Genomic DNA, 20,635 nt, shown 5'->3' on the forward strand with positions numbered 1-20,635 from the left:
AGAGACGTTTTCAGAAAACATCCCTACTCTTTGAGGGCGTGTTATCCCCCCTAGATCAATGATTTAACTAGCCATATAGTCATCAATATCTTTTTTTCGTTTTCGCAATTTTGTTAAGGCTTCTCTTTCAATTTGTCGGACTCGTTCTCGACTAATATTCAGCCGATCGCCAATTTTAGCTAAGGTTAAACTTTGCCCATTTTCTAAACCAAATCGTAAGGATAATACCTGACGCTGTTGTTCCGTTAGGTCAGCCATCATTACTTCTAAATCCGTACGCAGAGAAGATTGTAAGGCAAAATCCTCGGGAGACGTTCCCGTATCTTCTAAAAGATCCCCTAATTCCGTATCTTGGTTATCACCAACCCGCAGATCCAGGGACAGGGGCAAACGGGCACGTTCTAAATATTCCCGAATTTGTCGCGGGGTGAGATCCAATTCCACGGCTAATTCCGCTACGGTCGCGGCTCGTCCCAACTTTTGAGCTAACTGACGTTGGGCTTTTTTTATTTTGTTGAGTTTTTCGGTGATATGAATTGGGAGACGAATTGTCCGGCCTTTTTCGGCAATCGCCCGGGTAATCGCCTGACGAATCCACCAATAGGCATAGGTGGAAAAGCGATATCCTTTAGTCGGATCAAATTTTTCTACACCGCGCTGCATCCCAATCGTGCCTTCTTGAATTAAGTCCAGCAAGTCTACATTCCGCTTGATGTACTTTTTGGCGACGGATACCACCAAACGCAAATTCGCCTCCACCATTTTGCGTTTTGCACTTTGGCCCTGTTCCATCACCCGTTCTAATTCCGCTTCCGATAGTCCCACTGCTTCCGCCCATTCCGTGGGACTGGGCGCTCGACCTAAACGGGTCGCTAGATCTTCCCACTGATTTTGAACGAGATTCAAGCGCTGAACTTGTTTACCATAGACAATTTCTTGCTCATGGGTTAACAGGGGAACGCGACCAATTTCTCGTAGATAAGCGCGTACAGAGTCTGTGTCTGAGGTTTTAGCAATTTTCATGGCTCATCTCCGGCAGGATACCTTAACCTATATAGGTTTGATACGTCAAGCCCCTACTCGAAGCACGAAGGACTGATATCTTTCGTCATCGAGTACGGACGGTTAGCCTAGGCATTACGACCTGGGGGTTTTTCCAATGTTTAAGCTCTGTAACTCTGATTTGCAGTTACAGTCTTAACATAACTACATTATATGTTAAGAAGTTTAACATTTCTTAAAATAACTGACTATCCCCCCCTTGGGGCCGAATCTCCAAAGGCCAGATGCTATATTCCTAGGAGGGTAGCCTGTAACGGTTTTTTTGATTGCATCACACAAAACAAAATCTTCAAGTTCCCTTGACAGTTAATTTCGGTTGACAGGTTCTATCCAAAAAGTCTATGCTCTAATGTTTGGCAGTCTGCTAATTTTGTTTCGACTTCATTTATGACTTATTGTTTAGGAATTATTACAGATACGGGCTTCGTGATGGCTTCGGACTCCCGCACGAATGCTGGAGTTGATCATATTTCTACCTATCGAAAGTTATTTGATTTTTCTAAGTATGGCGATCGCGTTATTCTATTATGTACCGCCGGAAATCTTTCTGTTACCCAGGGGATTGTCAGCGAATTAGATCGGGATATCAAAAGTCAGGAAGATGTTAATTTGCATAGTCTTCCCTCCATGTATGAAGTGGCTCGATATATTGGTACAAAACTCAGAAAAATTCAAGAAATAGATGAAAAGTGGCTGAAAAAAGACGGCATTGAACCCCAATGTTCTATGATATTAAGTGGCCAAATCAAAGGACAAGATCCTTGTCTATTTTTGATTTACAGCCAAGGTAATTTTATTCATGCTACTAGAGAAACGCCTTTTTTACAAATTGGAGAAACCAAATATGGTAAACCCATTTTAGATCGGACTCTAAGTTTTCATACCGATTTAGAAGCCGCTGCTAAATGTGCCTTACTTTCAATTGATTCTACCATGAAATCCAATATTTCTGTCGGGCCACCAATTGATTTAATCCTGTATGAAAAAAATAGTTTGGAAATCAAAAATCGGCTCAGATTCCGTTTAGGAGATCCCTATTTAGCACAAATTCGTAAACTTTGGGAAGAATGTCTAAAACAAGGATTTAATCAGATCCCCGATATTGATTGGCAACATCAAGGAAGTGATTTATCAGAAGACATTTTAATTGATTAAATAATAATAGTCGTCAAATTTTGCCCTATTATTATATAGGTTGCAAATTAGTATTTTTAGCCAACAGGAGTTAAGATAAAATGAAAATTGGAGTTATCGGCACCGGGTTAATGGGATTACCAATAGCCCTAAGAATAATGGAAATGGGGTTTAAAGTTGTTGTTTATAACCGCACAACATCGAAAGTAGAACCGTTAAGGGAAGCCGGAGCAACCGTAGCAGGAACTCCCCAAGGTTTAATCACTGCTAGTGATTGTATTCTGTTAATGTTAACCAATCAAGATGCCATTGAGTCAGTTTTGTTCCGTTCAGAATCGCAATCATTTTTATCAGGAAAAACAATTATTTCTATGGGAACTATTTCCCCAACGGATAGTAAAAATATCCAAAAAGAAATTATTAAAGCCGGGGGAAACTATTTAGAAGCGCCAGTTTTGGGGAGTATTCCTGAAGCTAAAGCCGGAACATTACAAATTATGGTCGGTTCCACAGAAGCCCAATTTAAACAGTGGTTTCATGTCTTACAACCGTTAGGAGAACCCAAATATATTGGGGAAGTTGGCAGCGCGGCAGCATTAAAGTTAGCCTTAAATCAATTAATTGCTTCCCTAACAACAGCATTCGCCCTAAGTTTGAATTTTGTTCAAGGTCAAGGAGTAGATATCGAACTATTTATGGAAATTTTACGCAAAAGTGCCTTATATGCTCCCACCTTTGATAAAAAATTACAACGGATGTTAGAAGAAAATTATCAAAACCCCAATTTCCCCACCAAACATTTATTAAAAGACACAAATTTGTTCTTAAAAGAAGCAACATCAATGGGGTTAAATACCAGTTCTTTAGAAGGAGTGAGAGCAATATTAGAAGCCACCCAAACCCTGGGAAAATCAGACGACGATTATTCCGCCTTATCTGCCGCTATTAAACCCTCTTAAACCCGTAGGGTGCGTGCGCGTTGCTTACGCACTCTACAAAAATATTAGATTAGGGTTTAAACACTAACTTCTTCCTCGATTTGTTCTTTTGATTCTTCTCTAACTTTAAAATACCAATAAAGATTAGCAACTGTTAAATTAGATGATTTTTCCAAATTGGCTAGATTTAATGTTCTATAACCGAAATTTTCAGCATTTTCACTCACATAAATTTCGGCTTGTTTTCGTAAATCAGAACGCATTAAAAATTTAAGCTGTTGTTCTAAGGAGGAAGAATGAGATTTTTCTTTGATATTTTCATAAAAAATATGTTCGGGCGGTTTCTCAATAGCTTTTAAAGATGATTCTGAATTATAAACAGAATTTAACTCGCTCTTGTTCAAATCTACACTTTCTAACAATTTTACGTCAGAAGGAGGTAAACTGTTGAACCAATCAACTTGATTTTTCCAGAGTTCTAAAGCTGCTAGATCATGATTATGAATCCGGGTAATTTCAGGAAAGATAAAATCTAACTCGTCTTGTGTTTGGCAATTTTCAATCACGTTTAAAGCATCTTGACGAATTTTATTTTGAAAATGGGATAGACGCTCACTTAATGCTTTAGGTTCTCCTTGTAAATAATATGTTAAAGCGATCGCTTGTTCAATAATCCAAGCACATTCATATCGTCTCAGTTGACCTGCGGTTGACGTTTCAGAAAGAATATGAGGACTATTATAAATTGCCAAAGATTCACTTAACGTTTGTCGGGCGTTAGATAACTCGATATTTCTAGCATTAATATCTTGAATAGACGTAGCAATTTGTATAAGTTTGGTAGCTTCTAAAAATCGGCTATAAGCTTTAACAAACTCTAAACGGTGTTGATTAAAGGTAATATCTTGAGCAACTTGATTAATATGTTGAATAACTTCTAATCCTTGATTTTTTAACGCTTGTCTGAGATCAATAAATCCGTCTTTAATTTCTAATCTCAGTTGTTTAACATCTTCTCGTAATTTTAAAGTTTGCCATAAATTCACCGCAGAAAGAGCAGCAGTAGCAGCTACACCCACACCAATAACAGCAGTAGTTGCTTGTAAAACGCCTAAACTGCTTTGTAGAACATTTAACTGTCCCTGAACCGCTTTAAATTCCTGATTACTCCCATATATATTAGCTGCGTTCATCGCCATATTTCCCCCTGCCATAACTAAACCTAGAGGGAAGCTACCAGCTTGAAATCCCTGATTATTCGGATACATATTACCTGTTTTCATCACCATATTTCCCGCTACCATAGCTAAACCTAGAAGGGGGTTACCAGTGATAAAAGGTGCAAAAGCTGCATTATCAACCGCTAAACTTTTAGCGATTTCAACAAATCGACCTGTTACAGGATCTCTTAATATGGGTAAAAGTTGACCTGTATTGGTTGTCACTTGGATTAGCTTACCCGCAGCCCAAAGAGCTTGATTAGCCGCACTAAAGATGTAATCCATTGCTTTTCTCCTTTGTTTAGTCAGAGTAGAAAGTTAAGAAAATTTAACTTCTGTAAACAATTTATTTTTTTTGTAACCTTTGTTACGCTTACTTAAGTGCAATTTAATTTAGAATAGTTTGCTTTTTTATGATACCATAGAACCATTCACAATCTTATAAATTCCATTGAACTGATATATGGACATCAGCTTAATTAACTCTGAGTCTCTAGCTTTACTATCACGGATGGCAGGGCAAGAACTCCAGAAAAAAGATGCTACCCCTGCGGTCGTTTTTATGGCTTCATTGCTGTGCGTATTGATGGGTGTTATTTACCAGGATGATAAAATTACACCCCAAGAAAGAGAGCGTTGGCAAACGAATTTAACTCGTCTGATTCCTCCTAACAGCAATTTAAAAAAATTAGTCCCTATTTTTACAAAACATATTCTTTTCTTTAAAATTCATAAAAACTTCCATGACTTATTGTTATTAATATCTACTCTGTCTGATTCCGAGAAACTGTTATTAATTGGTTTTGGTTATCAGATGTCGGCTTCAGATGGTGAGATGGAACTTAGAGAAAAAGATTATTTAGAAAACCTTGCTAATCAAGTTAATATTGACTCTCGACATATACAAATTTTTGAATCCGCTTTTACCGACCTAGTTATTGAAGATCAAGAAGCTCTTATTGAAGTTCATAGTTTACTTGATCTGGCTCAATTTCAATTATTAGATAATATTTTTGTTGTAGCTGCCAAAAATATTGTTGAGATTTTACCTGCAAAACCTAGAATAAAGCGAGATAAGATTCGTGTTTTACCTAATTATGATAACCTAAAACAATTTCAAGAATATCGCCAACAATTAAATAATATTTGTGATCAATTTTATAAAATTATTGATCAAAATAAGCATCAAGTCTGGTCTAAAAATTTAATTGATGATATTCAAGAAATTTCTCAGAAAAATCAATCAAAACGGTTTCGTGTAACGGTGGTGGGAGAATTTAGTCAAGGAAAATCAACCTTTTTAAATGCGTTAGTCGGTGAAGAAATCCAACCTGTACGAGAAATTCCTTGTACTGGAGTAGTGAGTGTTTTACGATATGGAGAGCAAAAACGGGTCATTTGTTGTTATAAAGATGGACGTAAAGAAGATATTGCCATAGAAGATTATCAAGAAAAAGCGAGTATTTCGGAAGAAGCTGCTATTGGAAATTTAAGTGATGAACTGGCTCATTGTGAAATTGAGGAAATTATTTTTGAACATCCTGATTTAGACATTTGTAGCAGTGGAGTTGAAATTATTGATTCTCCTGGATTGAATGAACATCCTGATAGAGAAGCCATTACTCAAAAGATTCTTAAAGATACGGACGCAGCTATTTTTATCACCAGTGCTTCCCGTTGTTTGGCTAAATCGGAACGAGATGTAATAGAAGGATTAAAACTTACCTTAAATGCAGGATTATCTGATCAACCTGCTAATAATCTTTTTATTTTAGTTAATTTTTGGGACTTAGTACAAACGGAGAAGGGACGCAATCAAATTCCTAAACGAATTGAAGAAAACATTCAAGGTAAAAACCCCATTATTTCAGGAGAAAATCGAATTCACTATATTTCTGCAAAATTAGCCTTAGATGCTATTGTGAATAATGAGCATAATGAATACATAGAAACTTTTGATTATTTTATTAATTGTATTCAAGACTTTTTAGTCAATGAGCGAGGTAAAATTGAAGTTGCTTCTAGTGTAAATCGAATTCAAGCATTAACTGAAATAGCTGACAATGATCTGAAACAGTATGAGAAAATTTTAGAGGGAAAGATCAAAATTTCTGAATCAGCAAAACTGGAAATTTTCGAGAAAATTGGAGAAGTAAGTGGACGAGATCTTAGGATTTTAGATCAGGTAAAATATAGTGTAGCTGTTTCCCAGGAATACGCGACTGAATCTTGGAATAAATGGGTTGAAGGGTTGGAAGAACGTATAGTTAAAAAAGCTGGTACATGGACATCGGAACATTCACCTTTTGTAGATAAGCAGAAAGTTTTGCAGGATTACTGCGAACAATTTACTCAATGTCTTTCTGAAGAAATACAAAATTGGATTAATAACTTACAATCAGAAATTTTATCCCAACAGGTAAAAGAACTAAATAGGGTAATTCATTCTGAATTAGAAGCGATTAGAATAGATTTACAAGAATTGGATAATCAACTAGGACTCAATTTAGATGACCAATTTACTAGCAACATGGCGAGCAATATCCGAGCTAATAATTTGGGAATTAACTCTTTCATGGCTGGTAGCGAAAATAATGATGAGGGTGGATTCAATGTGTTTGGTAGCTTGGGAGCAGTCGGATTGGCAAGTCTATTACTTACCGTTACAGGCTTAGGATTTATCCCTGTACTGATCGTTGGAGGTCTAGGGGGTCTAGCAACTGCCATTGGAGGTTTTTTCTTTGGTGGGCCAGATCAAGATGAGGTGTATACTAAGTGTAAGCAACAAGTCTATAACTTAGGTTTTCAAAAGTTTCTTGAGTCTGAAGAAGAAAATTTTAATACAATTGTTGAAAATATTGCATTAGTTTATCAAGAACGATATCTTGTCGTTGCTTATTTTATTAGTCAAGCAATCGCACTCTATGAAAATTTGATTAAGCAACAAGAAGAAACTCATACTAAGACTTTAGAGGAAAAAGAAAAAACGATTGTTTGGATTAATCAACAACACCAAAAACTCGAAAAAATTCAAAATGAACTAGATTCTATTGTTACTCAATTTACCAGTTAATTAACTAAGGGACGCAACGATATTAGAGAATTGCCTCCTCATAAGTTGATTTGGAGGATTGACAAAAAACTTCGCAATATGCTAAGATTGGCGAAGTGTGTAAAACCACATTTAAACAAAGGAAAGCAGATGATGGCTGTAAACCTTATCTGTGAACCAAGTTGCCTATGCACGTTATCAGCAAAACTCTCTTGAAACAATTCTGGGAGAAGCATCCTAATGCAGAAAGCGGATTAAAAGCTTGGCATAAAATTGCCAGTCAAAGCCGATGGAAGCACTTAGAGGATGTCCATCAAACCTTTCCCCATGCTGACGCTGTTGGACAACTAACGGTTTTCAATATTTGTGGGAACAATTATAGACTGATTGCAAAAATCGTATTTCCGAAAGGAAAAGTCTATATCAGAGCCATGCTAACACACGCAGAATATAGCAAAGGCAACTGGAAAAAAGATACTTGGTTTTAAAAACAGGAGTATAATCTGTAAAGGTTAAAATATAGCTCGTTAAAGTTATTAAAATCATTCTGCTTTCCTTTTTTCTGAACAATCAATCATGAATTGAGTTGATCATTTTTGCTTAAATTTTTATAGAGATTAAACCTATGATGACAGCAGAAAAATATATGCAACTCCTCCAAGATTTTCCTCCTCGTCCCATTACCTCGGAAGAAGATTTTGCAGCGACTCAAGCTGTGATTAACAGATTACTAGATAAACCCGAACTCACCCCAGAAGAAGAAGACTATTTAGATGTTTTGGGTGCATTAGTTTCCGAATATGAAAATCAACAAGAAGACCTGATTCCTGATATTTATGGTGTGGAGCTTTTAAAAGTTTTAATTGCGGAACTAAACCTTAAACAAAAAGACCTTGTTTCTATCTTTAAGACAGAATCTATTGTCTCTGATATTCTAAATGAAAAACGCCAACTCACAACTCGCCATATTCAAGAGTTATCAGAGTTTTTCCATTTTTCCCCTGCCGTATTTTTTCCCAATTTAAAATAGCAATTTCTAACGGTTTGCTAATATCAAGGTAATCAAAAACCGGGTTTCTCATGTTATCTATCGGCGAAAACAGAAAGTTTTGTTGAGAAACCCGGTTTCTCTTTCCTAAGTTAATTGGTGTTATGATCCAAGTATTCTGAATTTAAAATATCAATTTCTAAGGTGCTAAACATCTAATATCTTTCAATCTTCTAAATAAAAATTTAATTGCTCAGAAACTATTTTTAAAATCCCGCCAAACCCCACTGGTTGATAGGGAAATACAGAGTCTTCTGCAGCATCATGTAGATGATCAGGATAAGTTTCTATCTCAGGATGATGAGCCGCATTATCCCAACGTTTAATCAATTGTCCATCATATTTTTGCCAATGGAAACTATACTTGATTATTTTTACTTGTCCAGATTGAATTTCAAAAAACTCAAACATTTCTAAAAAACTATGATCTTTTAAAGTTATTCGGTATCGCCATAGTCCTTTAGTAACTTGTGTTTCCTCTCTAAGAATACTAAAATCTATTACTTCTGGACAAAGAGCAATTAAGGATTTTATCAAAGCCAAATAATCTTCAGCATTCATCATAATGCTTTTTCTAATTTACCAATTTTGACTAAAATATCTTGACGTAATTCACATAAACTAAACCATTCAAAAAAATCCATCTCATCCCCTAATATTCCTGATTCAAATTGTTGAATAAACTGGTTAGAATCTAGCTTATAAATTTGCTCAAACTTTTTAATATCCTGATCATAGATCGCTAACTTCTGACGATGACGAGTCAAAATAATGTTGAGAAGTTGCCCAATAATTCGATCTAATTCCGTGCGATCGCTACAGTTTTCACTCAGGAGTTCTAACTTTTCTAATGTATTCATCATTGCCTCTGTTACAGACGATTTATTACTACTATAGTAATACTATAAATCCGGGGTTGCGCGATATTTCACAGGTCGGTACAACGTCTTTCCCCTAGATGTTGCAGTGCTTGTTGAGCCAGCCCATTGAGCCGACCTGCTGCAACATCTTCTTCAAATTGCCGATCCCATATTTCTGCATCAAATTCTGCAAACCACACACGGAAAGCTTCTAGTTCCTCTTTCGTTAATTGACTGACAGCAGTTTCAATCTCCTGCAAATTACTCATACACTTATACAGTAAATTTAGTAACTAGGAATATAGCTAATTATACCACTATTCATCTAATAGGGAATAGATTAAATCTCTAACGTTGTACCAATACAGATGTTCAGAAACTCGGTTTCTCTTTCCAAAGTTAATGGGTGTTATAATCCAAATATTCCAATTAATGAGTACCACTCGAAGCAACAATGTCAACAGAAAACATAGCAACCGTTGTTAAAATCATAGAATCTCTGACAGATGCTCAACAGCAACAGCTTATTGAGCATTTACGAAAATATATTAGAGATATAAAAAATAAAAACGCCGATTTGGAAGATGAATTGCAGTGGGATCAATCTTTTCAAAAAACCCAAAGCAAGTTAGTCGCAGCAGCAAAGCTGGCAAAACAACAAATTGCTCAAGGACAAGCACAACCCATGGACTATGAGCAATTATGAGGTCTGCTACCTTACCGTCCTTTTGGTCAGAATATCATCGCCTTCCACTCAACATTCGTAAAGAAGCCCGAAAAGCGTATCGTTTATGGTCAAATAATCCTTTTTATCCCTCCTTACACTTTAAGTGTATTAATCGTGATGAGGATATTTGGTCAGTCAGAATTACGCGAAGTTATCGCGCGATTGGAGTTTTACAAGAGGATACAGTTACATGGTTTTGGATTGGTAGTCATGATCAATATGAGGAATTTTTTGGGTAAATTCAAGATTAGGAAATAGAGTAAATATTGGACAAAAATTTTTGAGAAACCTAGTTTCTTGTTCTAGTTACCGATATAAAATACCCCTTACCGAGCAGATAAGAGGTAAAAAAAACGATTAATTTATCACTCTTGAACAGTCAACAATTCCTGGGGTAAACGTTTAAAAACTAATCGTTCGTTTTCGATATCCACAAAAATTGTATCCCCATTAATAAACTCACTGCGAAGAATTGCCTTAGCAATGGGGGTTTCTAATTCCCGTTGAATGGCCCGTTTTAACGGACGTGCCCCATACACCGGATCATAACCGACTTCTGCTAAGAAATCTAAGGCAGCATCCGATAATTTTAACGTCATTTTCCGTTCTACTAAACGTTTCGATAAACGTTCAACTTGCAGACTCACAATTTGTCGCAATTCTGATTTTTGTAAGGCATGGAAAATGATCATTTCATCAATTCGGTTGAGAAATTCCGGTCGGAAACTTGCCCGCATTGCTTCTAATACCCGACTCCGCATTTCTTCATATTGGGAATCGGAACCCGACACATCTAAAATATACTGTGATCCCACATTACTGGTCATAATAATAATGCTATTTTTGAAATCAACAGTATGACCTTGGGCATCCGTTACCCGCCCATCATCCAGGATTTGCAACATTATATTAAATACATCGGGATGGGCTTTTTCGATTTCATCAAACAGAATTACCGTGTAAGGACGGCGACGAATGGCTTCAGTTAATTGCCCCCCTTCATCATAACCCACATACCCTGGAGGCGCCCCAATTAAACGGGAAACCGCGTGTTTTTCCATGTATTCCGACATATCAATTCGCACCATCGCTTCTTCGGTATCAAATAAATAGGAAGCTAAGGCTTTTGCTAACTCCGTTTTCCCGACTCCCGTGGGGCCTAGAAAGATAAAACTAGCGACGGGACGGTTGGGGTCAGATAACCCCGCTCTTGAGCGTTGAATGGCATCAGCAACAGCCGTTACCGCTTCATCTTGACCGACCACTCGGTGGTGTAATTCGGCTTCTAAAGTTAGAAGTTTTTGCATTTCCGACTCGACTAATTTACTAATCGGAATCCCTGTCCATTTTGAGATAATTTCCGCAATATCAGATTCGGTAACTTCCTCCCGCAATAGGGTTTTACCACTGGTTTGAGTATTCTCTAATTGAGCCTCTATGGCTTTAAGTTTTTTCTTGAGTTCCTCCATTTTCCCATATTTTAATTCCGCCGCTCGGTTTAAATCATAGTTACGTTCGGCTTGCTGAATTTCAATATTAACCCGATCAATTTCTTCTTTGATGGATTGAATATCGGTAATCACATTTTTCTCCGATTGCCATTGGGAACTTAGGCTTTGTTGTTCTTGTTTTAAAGTTCCTAATTCCGTTTCTATCCGTTCCAAACGTTCTACCGAAGCAGCATCACTTTCTTTTTTTAACGATAAACGTTCCATTTCTAGTTGCAAAATTCGCCGATCAATTTCATCCAATTCTTCCGGTTTAGATGTAATTTCCATCTTTAATTTAGCAGCAGATTCATCGACTAAATCAATGGCTTTATCGGGTAAAAAGCGATCGCTAATATATCGAGTTGATAATACCGCCGCCGCCACTAAAGCACTATCGGAAATTTTTACCCCATGATGCACTTCATAACGTTCTTTTAATCCGCGTAAAATTGAGATAGTATCTTCAACGGTCGGTTGATCAACATAAACCTGTTGAAAACGCCGTTCTAAAGCTGGATCTTTTTCAAGATACTTGCGATATTCGTCTAGGGTTGTTGCTCCAATACAACGCAATTCTCCCCGGGCTAACATAGGTTTTAAAAGGTTCCCGGCATCCATTGCTCCTTGGGTTGCACCCGCTCCAACAACGGTATGAATTTCATCAATAAATAGAATAATTGCCCCGTTAGAATCGGTAACTTCTTTTAATACCGCTTTTAGGCGTTCTTCAAATTCCCCTCGGAATTTTGCCCCAGCAATTAACGCCCCCATGTCTAAAGCAATTAACCGTCTTTCTTGGAGAGATTGAGGCACATCTCCGGCAATAATTCGTTGAGCAAGACCTTCGGCGATCGCCGTTTTACCCACACCAGGCTCCCCAATTAATACCGGATTATTTTTAGTTCTCCGGCTTAAAATTTGTATGGTACGGCGAATTTCATCATCTCGTCCAATCACCGGATCAAGTTTTCCTTGACGGGCGGCTTCGGTTAAATCTCGACCATATTTTTCCAGGGATTCATATTTGTTTTCGGGTGTTTGATCAGTCACTTTATTGTTTCCTCTAATTTGAGTAATAATAGATTTGAGTTTGGTTTCATCTAAGTGAAATTCTTGAAATAAAGCCTTGCCAAAATGATCATCTTTAGTATAAGCTAAAAATAGATGTTCAATGGAAATAAAATCATCTTTGTATTCTTGGCGATAGGTTTCAGCTTTATCCAGGAGAGTGTCTAAACTTCGACCTAAATAAACATTAGCAATTGTTCCGGTTATTTTAGGCTGGCGATTAATAAAGCTATCGGTTTTTTCTCGAAACTGATTAACGGATATTTCAGCTTTACTCAGGATATTTTTAGCCAATCCCTCTTGTTCGAGCAACGCTTTCATTAAGTGTTCAGTTTCAATTTGTTGCTGTTGGGATTGTTTGACAAGTTCGGGAGTCCGGGCTAAGGCTTCCCAGGTTTTTTCTGTAAACTTATTCGGATCGGTAGGTTGCATATTTATCCTCTACTTTGATGGTAATTAATTGATCGAAAATTAACAATATTAGGAAGGTTCTAAGTTAGAGATTTCCTATAACACTTTCTTACTATACCCAACTCTATTAAAGTAGTTTATCTTATTTTCACGACCTTTTTAGTACGGTTCACCGAAAATTAGGTGCTAGGTGTGCGGAACTCTGACCGAGGGAAAACAATACAACAGTTAATCTTAAAATCTGAATATTTAAGGGAAATTAATATAATTGAAGGATTTCGGACGGTGATTTATTTTCAATTGATCGAGTGAATATCGGGAAATTGGGATATATTCTCAGCTTATATAGCAGTTGCCACATCTATTAGGACATTCTTGAAAGCTAAAAGCTACTTATAGTAAGTATTTACCTATTGCCCATTGCCCATTCCCTATTGCCTCTTGCTATAAAGTTAATTTAGACTTTATTAGGCTGAAAATCTATTAAAATCCCATTATTCCCGATTCTCGGCTATAGATTAAGAATACTTCCTAATTTTCAATCATAGTAGAACGCTGGGCTCGACAGGCTAGAAAATATTCAACTTCTTCCTCGGTTGTGACCCAGGTTTTTAAGTTTCCATTCCAGGTAAACTCAATCCGATGTCTAAGTCTTAATTGAGAGACCCGTTGATGAGAAACTCCTAAAATTCGAGCTACATCAGATTGTCTTAACATGGAAATTTTCAACCAAAAATGGGGATACCGATGAACAGTAGTAAATCATTTTATTAACACTACTTTTCATCTGATTTGGCTTGATTCTATCAGGGTTATCCTTTAAAAAAAACAGTATTTATTCGGAAAAATAATTCGCTAAAATCGCACTTTTTCGTTAATTTGCGTAATTCTACTGATGTGATGGAGCAACAAAAAGTTATATAGCACTACACATTCCCCCTGTAGAGACGTTGCATGCAACGTCTCTACAGGGGGGGTTAGAAGCATAATCCATAGCATCTATAAGATGATATAAAGATGAATCACCATGATAAAATTTAATAAGCGCTACTCATCATCCTTGAATTCTTCACATAAATCCTGTAGGGTTTGATGTTGAAAACGACGGGAAGAACGGCGATATTTCTTACTAGCTAATTTAGGTTCTAATTGTTGTTTACCTCCTAATTTTGTTTTAGATTTCATATTGGTTTCTACATCCGGTTGTTGTTGAATAGCTGCTTGATACTCGATCGCAGTTTCTAAAAACTCCAAATAAATCGGATAACGTTCCCAGTCGCCCCGAACAATACAATTCGGTTCATCTCGATGGGAGCAATCACTAAATTGACATTTTCCGGTACTTAAACGGCGTTTTGCTTCTGGGAAATAATCAACTAATTCTTCTGGATGACATTCTAATTCGGGCTGATTAAATCCCGGTGTATCGGCTAATAATCCCCCAGTTGGTAATTGAAATAATTCAACATGGCGAGTGGTATGTCTTCCCCGTCCTAACTTTCCTGAAACCGTAGCGACTCTTATATTCAGACTCGGAATTAATTGATTAATTAAACTGGATTTTCCTACCCCCGATGGGCCGGAAATCACTGTGGTTTTATCTTTAAGTTGATAAAGTAAAGTATTTTCTTTAAAGGTATTTTCAGATTGAAAAATAGATTTTTCAATCACTCTACGCTCAGAATCAACCGTATATTCTAAACCACTATTAACACTAATAAATAAAGGATAATATCCACAATTTAATAAGCGATCGCGCCAAAATAATAACGCCTCGGACGACACTAAATCGCACTTATTCAAACATAAACAGACTTCTAAACCCGTTGATTCAGCTTTCACTAAAAACCGACTTAAAGCCGTGATTTCTAACTCCGGTTCGGCGATCGCAAAAACTAACAAAATTTGATTCGCATTGGCAATGGGAGGACGACTCAGTTCCGTAATTCGGGGAAACACCCGAGCGATCGCCCCCCGTTTTCCTGACCAGTCCGGTTCCTCCACCACCACCCGATCCCCCACCATCACCTGCTGACCCATCTTTTTTAAAAGAGAACGACGGGTACATAGCAATAGGGGTTCAGGTGCTAAAACCTGGTCAGATTCCAGTTGAACCTGATAGAAATTCGCTTGAACTGCGACGACGGTTCCCACCAGTTCCGTTGTATTTAAGGAGTCATCACTGATCATTGGACGGGTTTAGGAGTGAGGAACGAACCTGAACCGCAAAAAACTCTCCACAATCTTTGATTTGTTCGATATGATATCCCGCCATGGTCAAACTATCGGGGACTTGTTCAATGGGTTCTCCCCCATCTAACCAAACTTCCAACAGCGAACCCGATGTCATCTGTTCCAGGCGCAATTTAGTCCGAACAAAATTCAAAGGACAAGGAGTCCCCCGCAAATCCAATTGAGCATCCGGCGTTAAAGTATCGGTTTCTCTCATAAAAACAAGGTATTAAAACAATCAAAATCTGATATAAAATCGTTAAATTAGTGCTACAGATGGCAAGGGAACAGGGAACAGGGAACAGGGAACAGGGAATAGGGAATAGGGAACAGGGAACAGGGAATAGGGAACAGGGAATAGGGAATAGGGAATAGGTAATAGGTAATAGGTAATAGGGAATAGGTAATAGGGAATAGGTAATAGGTAATAGGTAATAGGTAATAGGTAATAGGTAATAGGTAATAGGTAATAGGTAATAGGTAATAGGTAATAGGTAATAGGGAATAGAAAGAGTTTACCTCCCCTGCCCCCCTGCTCCCCCTGCCCCCCCTGCTCCCCCTGCCTCCCCTGCCCCCCCTGCTCCCCTTGCTCCCCCTGCCTCCCCTTGCTCCCCCTGCCTCCCCTGCCCCCCCTGCCCCCCCTGCCTCCCCTGCCCCCCCTGCCTCCCCTGCCTCCCCTGCCTCCCCTGCCTCCCCTGCCTCCCCTGCTCCCTTACTTCTGGTGGAATAAGTTACCCAAAAACCCCTCAATTCCGCTCTTTCCCGTGCGATCGCCTCGAATTTTGACCAACTGTTCCAGCAGTTCCCGTTCTTCCTGTGCCACCTTGGTAGGAATTTCCACCTGAACTGTAATTAAATGATCCCCCCGGCTCACCGGATTTCCCAGACGGGGAACCCCCTTATTTTCTAAGGTTAATACCGTTCCGGGTTGAGTTCCCGCCGGAATCGTTAACTTAGTGGGGCCATCAACAGTTTCCACCTCAAAATCAAACCCCAGGATTGCCTGAAGATAGCTAATTTTGACTTCCGATAGAATATTAATCCCATCCCGTTTAAATTTCGGATCGGGTGCCACCGACAAGAACACATATAAATCCCCCGGAGGCCCACTGCGTTTGCCTGCATCCCCCTCGTTAGCAACCCGTAAACGAGTGCCATTATCCACCCCGGCCGGAACATTAATTTTTAGTTTCTTCGTGACTTCATTTAAACCCCGACCGCCACAGGTGGAACATTTATCCTCAATCATCTGTCCCGTACCATTACAGTTCGGACAAACGGAAACTTGAGTAAAACTACCGAAGGGAGTCCGAGTCGCCCGACGGACTTGACCACTACCGCCACAGGTAGAACAGGTTTGGGGGCGAGTCCCCGGTTTAGCGCCCGTTCCAGTGCAGGTTTCACAGGTTTCTAAATGCTTAATGCGGATTTCTTTTTCTCCGCCAAAAATCGCTTCTTTGAACTCTAAACGCAGGTCTAAGCGTAGATCATCCCCCCGTGCCGGGCCAGTGCGTTTACGCGCTTGGGTATTACCGCCCGCCCCGCCACCGAACCCACTGAAGAAGCTCTCAAAAATATCGGTAAACGGATCGGTAAAGTTGGGGTCAAAGCCACCCGCACCACTCGATACCCCGGCTTCTCCAAAGCGGTCATATCGCGCCCGTAACTCCGGTTCTTTTAGCACTTCATAGGCGCGACTAATTTCTTTAAACCGTTCTTCCGCGCCCGCTTCTTTATTCACATCGGGGTGATACTTGCGAGCTAGGCGACGATAGGCACGCTTAAGTTCTTCTGTATCTGCCTCGCGGGAGACACCCAATATTTCATAATAATCGCCTGCCATAGAGTATTTTGCCTAAAATTATTCAGTGAATTGAGAGGTAAAAGGATTGCCCGGATCGGGTGCTGGCTCTGGAACAGAAACTGGATCTATTCCAAAGGGAGTGTCAATGATACTGTTGTTCACAAGGGATAACCCGCTACTGGTATCATCGGTATCTTCCATGCCTTCTAAATCTTCTGCATTTTCCGTGTTTTCTACATCTTCTTGAGTGGCATCCAATGTTGAATCCTCAGAAGCGAAAGACGAAGACGGGGACGGGGACGGGGAAGAATTCTGGCCAGCTTGTTCATAAATGGCCGAACCCAAAGCATACAACATTTCTTGGAACGATTCTACCTGTTGTTTCATCTCCTCGTAGGAGATCTCGGCATTAGCCACGGCTTTTTTTAAGGCAGCAGCTTCTTGACGGACTCGTTCTTTGAGTTGATCACTAATCCGGTTAGCATTTCCTTTCAGGGTTTCTTTACAATTATAGAATAGGGTTTCGGACTGATTTTTCAAATCGGCAACTAAACGCCGTTTTTCATCTTCATCGGCATAAACCTCTGCCTCTTGACGCATCCGTTCAATTTCCGCTTCGGTCAGTCCTCCGGTATTACTAATTTCAATACTTTGTGCCTGCCCTGTCCCCTTATCCTGAGCCGAAACCTTGAGAATGCCATTGGCATCAAGATCAAAGGCGACTTCAATTTGAGGAATACCCCGTTTAGCCGCTGGAATACCACTGAGGAGGAACTTGCCTAAACTTTTATTATCCTTTGCCATGGCTCGTTCTCCTTGGAGGACGTGAATTTCTACGGAGGACTGACCATCAACGGCCGTAGAAAACATTTGAGACCGGCTCGTGGGAATAGTAGTATTGCGTTCAATAATTTTAGTTGAGACTCCCCCGAGGGTTTCTAAGCCTAAAGATAAAGGGGTAATATCTAATAACAATAAATCCTTCACTTCCCCGGCTAAGACTCCCGCTTGAATGGCGGCACCTAAAGCCACGGCTTCATCGGGGTTAACCGAACGATCTGGGGTGCGACCGCCAAAATAATCACTAATGGCTTGTTGCACCGCCGGAATGCGGGTAGACCCCCCGACTAAAATAATCCGATTAATCTGATCCGGTTGTAAACTGGCATCTTTGAGGGCTTGGGCAACGGGTTCGATCGTGCTGTCTACGAGATGTTTCACCAACCCTTCAAATTCACCCCTACCTAGTTCTAGTTCCAAATGTTTAGGCCCAGAATCATCGGAGACAATAAAGGGTAAATTAATGGAAGTGGTGTTGCGATTGGATAGCTCGATTTTGGCTTTTTCGGCGGCTTCTCGTAACCGTTGCACCGCCATTTTTTCCGATGATAGGTTAATTCCTTCCTGGGTTTTGAATTTTTGGATCATCCATTGCACGAGACAGTTATCAAAATCATCCCCACCCAAATGATTATTTCCTGCGGTTGATTTGACCTCAAAAATCCCGTCTCCGAGTTGCAGAATGGAGACATCAAAGGTACCGCCCCCGAGGTCAAATACCAAAATTTTCTGTTCTTGGTCTTGTTTATCTAACCCATAGGAGAGAGCCGCCGCCGTGGGTTCATTAATAATCCGCAGTACGTCTAACCCGGCAATGGTTCCGCCGTCCTTGGTGGCTTGTCTTTGAGCATCGGTAAAATAGGCGGGAACCGTAATCACCGCTTGGGTGACGGCTTCTCCCAAATAGGCTTCTGCATCTTCCTTGAGCTTTTGCAAGACCATCGCCGAGATTTCCTGCGGGGTATAGACTTGGTTGCGAATTTGGACATTAACGGTATCGTCCTTGCCCTTCACACAGTTATAGGGAACCCGGGAGCGTTCTTCTTCGGTATCTTCCCACCGACGCCCAATAAACCGCTTAATGCTGTAAACGGTATTTTCCGCATTGGTAACGACTTGTCGCTTGCCCAATTGACCGATGAGGCGATCGCCATACTTGCCAAATCCCACAATACTAGGAGTGGTTCGTCCTCCCTCAGAGTTGGAAATGACAATGGGTTGACCCCCTTCTAAGACCGCCACACAACTATTTGTTGTTCCTAAGTCAATGCCAATGACTTTTCCCATAACTCCTCTTATCAGTTATCAGTTATCAGTGATCAGTGATCAGTTATCAGTCGATAGTTAATAGTTATCAGTTATTGGTCATCAGTTATCCGTAAACAGTTATTATCAGTCAAAAATTATTTTCAGTAATCAGTTATCAGTTATTATCGATAAACAGTGATCAGTCAATAACTATAGCAATCTGCGCTTTCGAGAAGGAGGTTATAACATTTCAATACTGATATGAAACAGTCAGAAGTATTATCCCATATGCGATGTTCCCTTTGGCTCAGTAATTTTGAACACAAATCAAATAGGATTGCTACAGGTATTAACTATTGACTGATAACTATTAACTATTAACTGATAACTGATAACTGATGACTGACAACTGATTAAGGGGTTTCTGCTTCTGCCGTGGATGCTTCTGTAGAATCGGAAGAACCCGGTTCTGGAGCGGTTGCTACCTTCACCATGGCATGACGTAATACCTTTTCTCCCAATTGATAACCGTGCATTAAATCCTCAATCACCGTTCCTTCCGGGTAGGCATCCGTAGGTTCTCGCATCACCGCTTCATGTAAATTCGGGTCAAAAGGCTCTCCCTCTGGACGCATCACCGCTACCCCAAGTTGTTTGAGGGAATCTACCATTAATTTATAAACCCCCTGGTAACTTTTGTGGATATTCATTTCCGCATCCGTCTGGGGTTTAATTTGAGATCTAGCCCGATCAAAGTTATCCACCACCTGGAGTAACGGTTTCAGGGTTGACCCTTTAATGGAAATTTCTAAATCTTCTTTTTCCTTTTGAGTCCGTTTGCGGAAGTTTTCAAAATCCGCAGCTAGACGGCGATATTGCCCCGTGATGTCTTCTAGTTGAGCTTTCAAGGAAGTATTGGCTTCTGCTAAGGCCATGAATTCTTGCTGAAGGCCCTCACCGCTTGATTCTATTTCCTGACCAAAGGTGGTTTCGCCAGGAGCAGTCGTGTCCGTTGCCACAGAAGTTTCAGAGCTTGATTCTGTCGCCGTTGTAGCATCATCTTCGAGATCACCAAAGCTTTTCGCTTCCGATTCAGAGGTTGAATAGGATTGACCCGTTAGTTCATCAGGAGTATTAGCTGTTGAATTAGGCACCATAATCGTACTTTGTCCTTGTTGATCACAAAAAATCCAGCGAGATTTCCTAAACCTTCAAGATATTAGGAGCAACCTCACCCTTTATGACTGTAAACGTTACTTCAAAAATTTTAACTGAATCGGAGCCATTCATCCCACCCCAGGGGGAATACCGCAACAGTAGGATTTTTGAGGAGTTATCTTGAATCAGAAGTTCTTCCATTCAGTTGCCTCAAACTATTAAATCTTAAAATACAATCTGGTGACTGAGGAAAAGCTATCATCAATATAGATTATTAATAAAGTGAACTACTCACCGCTAACCGGGAGTACCAGGTGGAGCGGGGGACTTCCCTGCGGTGTAA

The 20,635-nt window shown here is 39.7% G+C and carries 19 protein-coding genes; 7 read left to right on the forward strand and 12 right to left on the reverse strand.

From position 1 onward, the window contains the following. Positions 1-63: 63 nt before the first annotated feature. Complete coding sequence (locus AC2D3N_RS22030; protein ID WP_079678080.1) at positions 64-1,023, reverse strand: RNA polymerase sigma factor, RpoD/SigA family; 960 nt, start codon at positions 1,021-1,023, stop codon at positions 64-66. A gap of 426 nt (positions 1,024-1,449) precedes the next feature. On the opposite strand from AC2D3N_RS22030, the gene AC2D3N_RS22035 reads away from it, so the two are divergent. Continuing rightward, on the forward strand, positions 1,450-2,217 hold the full coding sequence (locus AC2D3N_RS22035; RefSeq protein WP_079678079.1) for a proteasome-type protease: 768 nt from the start codon (positions 1,450-1,452) through the stop codon (positions 2,215-2,217). Between the two features lie 80 nt (positions 2,218-2,297). Continuing rightward, complete coding sequence (locus tag AC2D3N_RS22040; protein ID WP_079678078.1) at positions 2,298-3,155, forward strand: NAD(P)-dependent oxidoreductase; 858 nt, start codon at positions 2,298-2,300, stop codon at positions 3,153-3,155. Between the two features lie 56 nt (positions 3,156-3,211). On the opposite strand, the gene AC2D3N_RS22045 is transcribed toward AC2D3N_RS22040, so the two are convergent. Then, complete coding sequence (locus AC2D3N_RS22045; RefSeq protein WP_079678077.1) at positions 3,212-4,639, reverse strand: hypothetical protein; 1,428 nt, start codon at positions 4,637-4,639, stop codon at positions 3,212-3,214. A gap of 178 nt (positions 4,640-4,817) precedes the next feature. Between AC2D3N_RS22045 and AC2D3N_RS22050 the strand changes: the two genes are divergently transcribed. From AC2D3N_RS22050 to AC2D3N_RS22060, 3 genes are all read left to right on the forward strand, one after another. Next, entirely contained in the window at positions 4,818-7,427 is a 2,610-nt protein-coding gene (locus tag AC2D3N_RS22050; protein WP_079678076.1) for a dynamin family protein, read from the forward strand. Positions 7,428-7,594: 167 nt separating this feature from the next. Then, the gene (locus tag AC2D3N_RS22055) at positions 7,595-7,894 is read left to right on the forward strand and encodes a type II toxin-antitoxin system HigB family toxin (RefSeq protein ID WP_079678075.1); all 300 of its coding nucleotides are present in this window, start codon (positions 7,595-7,597) and stop codon (positions 7,892-7,894) included. 137 nt (positions 7,895-8,031) lie between these two features. Further along, complete coding sequence (locus tag AC2D3N_RS22060; protein WP_079678074.1) at positions 8,032-8,436, forward strand: helix-turn-helix domain-containing protein; 405 nt, start codon at positions 8,032-8,034, stop codon at positions 8,434-8,436. 183 nt (positions 8,437-8,619) lie between these two features. Here the strand turns inward: AC2D3N_RS22060 and AC2D3N_RS22065 are convergent, their stop codons facing one another. The 3 genes from AC2D3N_RS22065 to AC2D3N_RS22075 form a co-directional block, all read right to left on the reverse strand. Continuing rightward, entirely contained in the window at positions 8,620-9,018 is a 399-nt protein-coding gene (locus AC2D3N_RS22065) for a toxin-antitoxin system TumE family protein (protein WP_200816726.1), read from the reverse strand. Next, positions 9,015-9,317 carry a hypothetical protein gene (locus AC2D3N_RS22070; protein WP_234996641.1) on the reverse strand — a complete coding sequence of 101 codons (303 nt, stop codon included), beginning with the start codon at positions 9,315-9,317 and terminating at the stop codon, positions 9,015-9,017. Before AC2D3N_RS22070 ends, AC2D3N_RS22065 begins: the two co-directional genes overlap by 4 nt. A gap of 65 nt (positions 9,318-9,382) precedes the next feature. Beyond that, positions 9,383-9,583, reverse strand: coding sequence for a hypothetical protein (locus tag AC2D3N_RS22075; protein WP_484692155.1), 201 nt, complete (start codon positions 9,581-9,583; stop codon positions 9,383-9,385). A 185-nt stretch (positions 9,584-9,768) separates the two neighbouring features. On the opposite strand from AC2D3N_RS22075, the gene AC2D3N_RS22080 reads away from it, so the two are divergent. Beyond that, positions 9,769-10,020 (forward strand): hypothetical protein, encoded by a 252-nt coding sequence (locus AC2D3N_RS22080; RefSeq protein ID WP_484692156.1) that lies wholly within the window; start codon positions 9,769-9,771, stop codon positions 10,018-10,020. After that, on the forward strand, positions 10,017-10,280 hold the full coding sequence (locus AC2D3N_RS22085; protein ID WP_484692157.1) for a ParE family toxin-like protein: 264 nt from the start codon (positions 10,017-10,019) through the stop codon (positions 10,278-10,280). Before AC2D3N_RS22080 ends, AC2D3N_RS22085 begins: the two co-directional genes overlap by 4 nt. A gap of 126 nt (positions 10,281-10,406) precedes the next feature. Here the strand turns inward: AC2D3N_RS22085 and clpB are convergent, their stop codons facing one another. The 7 genes from clpB to grpE form a co-directional block, all read right to left on the reverse strand. Continuing rightward, positions 10,407-13,031, reverse strand: a complete 2,625-nt coding sequence (clpB, locus tag AC2D3N_RS22090; RefSeq protein ID WP_484692158.1) for an ATP-dependent chaperone ClpB — start codon at positions 13,029-13,031, stop codon at positions 10,407-10,409. Positions 13,032-13,541: 510 nt separating this feature from the next. Continuing rightward, positions 13,542-13,727, reverse strand: coding sequence for a hypothetical protein (locus AC2D3N_RS22095; RefSeq protein ID WP_079680393.1), 186 nt, complete (start codon positions 13,725-13,727; stop codon positions 13,542-13,544). Positions 13,728-14,057: 330 nt separating this feature from the next. Continuing rightward, complete coding sequence (gene rsgA, locus AC2D3N_RS22100; protein ID WP_484692159.1) at positions 14,058-15,200, reverse strand: small ribosomal subunit biogenesis GTPase RsgA; 1,143 nt, start codon at positions 15,198-15,200, stop codon at positions 14,058-14,060. After that, positions 15,190-15,459, reverse strand: a complete 270-nt coding sequence (locus AC2D3N_RS22105; protein ID WP_079680395.1) for a sulfurtransferase TusA family protein — start codon at positions 15,457-15,459, stop codon at positions 15,190-15,192. The genes rsgA and AC2D3N_RS22105 overlap by 11 nt, the downstream gene beginning before the upstream one ends. Before the next feature lie 495 nt (positions 15,460-15,954). Further along, the gene (gene dnaJ, locus AC2D3N_RS22110; RefSeq protein ID WP_484692160.1) at positions 15,955-17,085 is read right to left on the reverse strand and encodes a molecular chaperone DnaJ; all 1,131 of its coding nucleotides are present in this window, start codon (positions 17,083-17,085) and stop codon (positions 15,955-15,957) included. Between the two features lie 18 nt (positions 17,086-17,103). After that, a complete protein-coding gene (dnaK, locus tag AC2D3N_RS22115) occupies positions 17,104-19,173 on the reverse strand; it encodes a molecular chaperone DnaK (RefSeq protein WP_484692161.1) in 2,070 nt (689 codons plus the stop codon). A 374-nt stretch (positions 19,174-19,547) separates the two neighbouring features. Continuing rightward, entirely contained in the window at positions 19,548-20,291 is a 744-nt protein-coding gene (gene grpE / locus AC2D3N_RS22120; protein ID WP_079680398.1) for a nucleotide exchange factor GrpE, read from the reverse strand. Between the last annotated feature and the right edge of the window lie 344 nt (positions 20,292-20,635).

Source organism: Planktothrix sp. PLAVEN19ND, from assembly GCF_057220675.1.

Coding starts and splice junctions, on each gene's coding strand:
- AC2D3N_RS22030 (WP_079678080.1), bottom strand. CDS start 1,023: ATGAAAATTGCTAAAACCTCAGACACAGACTCTGTACGCGCTTATCTA.
- AC2D3N_RS22035 (WP_079678079.1), top strand. CDS start 1,450: ATGACTTATTGTTTAGGAATTATTACAGATACGGGCTTCGTGATGGCT.
- AC2D3N_RS22040 (WP_079678078.1), top strand. CDS start 2,298: ATGAAAATTGGAGTTATCGGCACCGGGTTAATGGGATTACCAATAGCC.
- AC2D3N_RS22045 (WP_079678077.1), bottom strand. CDS start 4,639: ATGGATTACATCTTTAGTGCGGCTAATCAAGCTCTTTGGGCTGCGGGT.
- AC2D3N_RS22050 (WP_079678076.1), top strand. CDS start 4,818: ATGGACATCAGCTTAATTAACTCTGAGTCTCTAGCTTTACTATCACGG.
- AC2D3N_RS22055 (WP_079678075.1), top strand. CDS start 7,595: ATGCACGTTATCAGCAAAACTCTCTTGAAACAATTCTGGGAGAAGCAT.
- AC2D3N_RS22060 (WP_079678074.1), top strand. CDS start 8,032: ATGATGACAGCAGAAAAATATATGCAACTCCTCCAAGATTTTCCTCCT.
- AC2D3N_RS22065 (WP_200816726.1), bottom strand. CDS start 9,018: ATGATGAATGCTGAAGATTATTTGGCTTTGATAAAATCCTTAATTGCT.
- AC2D3N_RS22070 (WP_234996641.1), bottom strand. CDS start 9,317: ATGATGAATACATTAGAAAAGTTAGAACTCCTGAGTGAAAACTGTAGC.
- AC2D3N_RS22075 (WP_484692155.1), bottom strand. CDS start 9,583: ATGAGTAATTTGCAGGAGATTGAAACTGCTGTCAGTCAATTAACGAAA.
- AC2D3N_RS22080 (WP_484692156.1), top strand. CDS start 9,769: ATGTCAACAGAAAACATAGCAACCGTTGTTAAAATCATAGAATCTCTG.
- AC2D3N_RS22085 (WP_484692157.1), top strand. CDS start 10,017: ATGAGGTCTGCTACCTTACCGTCCTTTTGGTCAGAATATCATCGCCTT.
- clpB (WP_484692158.1), bottom strand. CDS start 13,031: ATGCAACCTACCGATCCGAATAAGTTTACAGAAAAAACCTGGGAAGCC.
- AC2D3N_RS22095 (WP_079680393.1), bottom strand. CDS start 13,727: ATGTTAAGACAATCTGATGTAGCTCGAATTTTAGGAGTTTCTCATCAA.
- rsgA (WP_484692159.1), bottom strand. CDS start 15,200: ATGATCAGTGATGACTCCTTAAATACAACGGAACTGGTGGGAACCGTC.
- AC2D3N_RS22105 (WP_079680395.1), bottom strand. CDS start 15,459: ATGAGAGAAACCGATACTTTAACGCCGGATGCTCAATTGGATTTGCGG.
- dnaJ (WP_484692160.1), bottom strand. CDS start 17,085: ATGGCAGGCGATTATTATGAAATATTGGGTGTCTCCCGCGAGGCAGAT.
- dnaK (WP_484692161.1), bottom strand. CDS start 19,173: ATGGGAAAAGTCATTGGCATTGACTTAGGAACAACAAATAGTTGTGTG.
- grpE (WP_079680398.1), bottom strand. CDS start 20,291: ATGGTGCCTAATTCAACAGCTAATACTCCTGATGAACTAACGGGTCAA.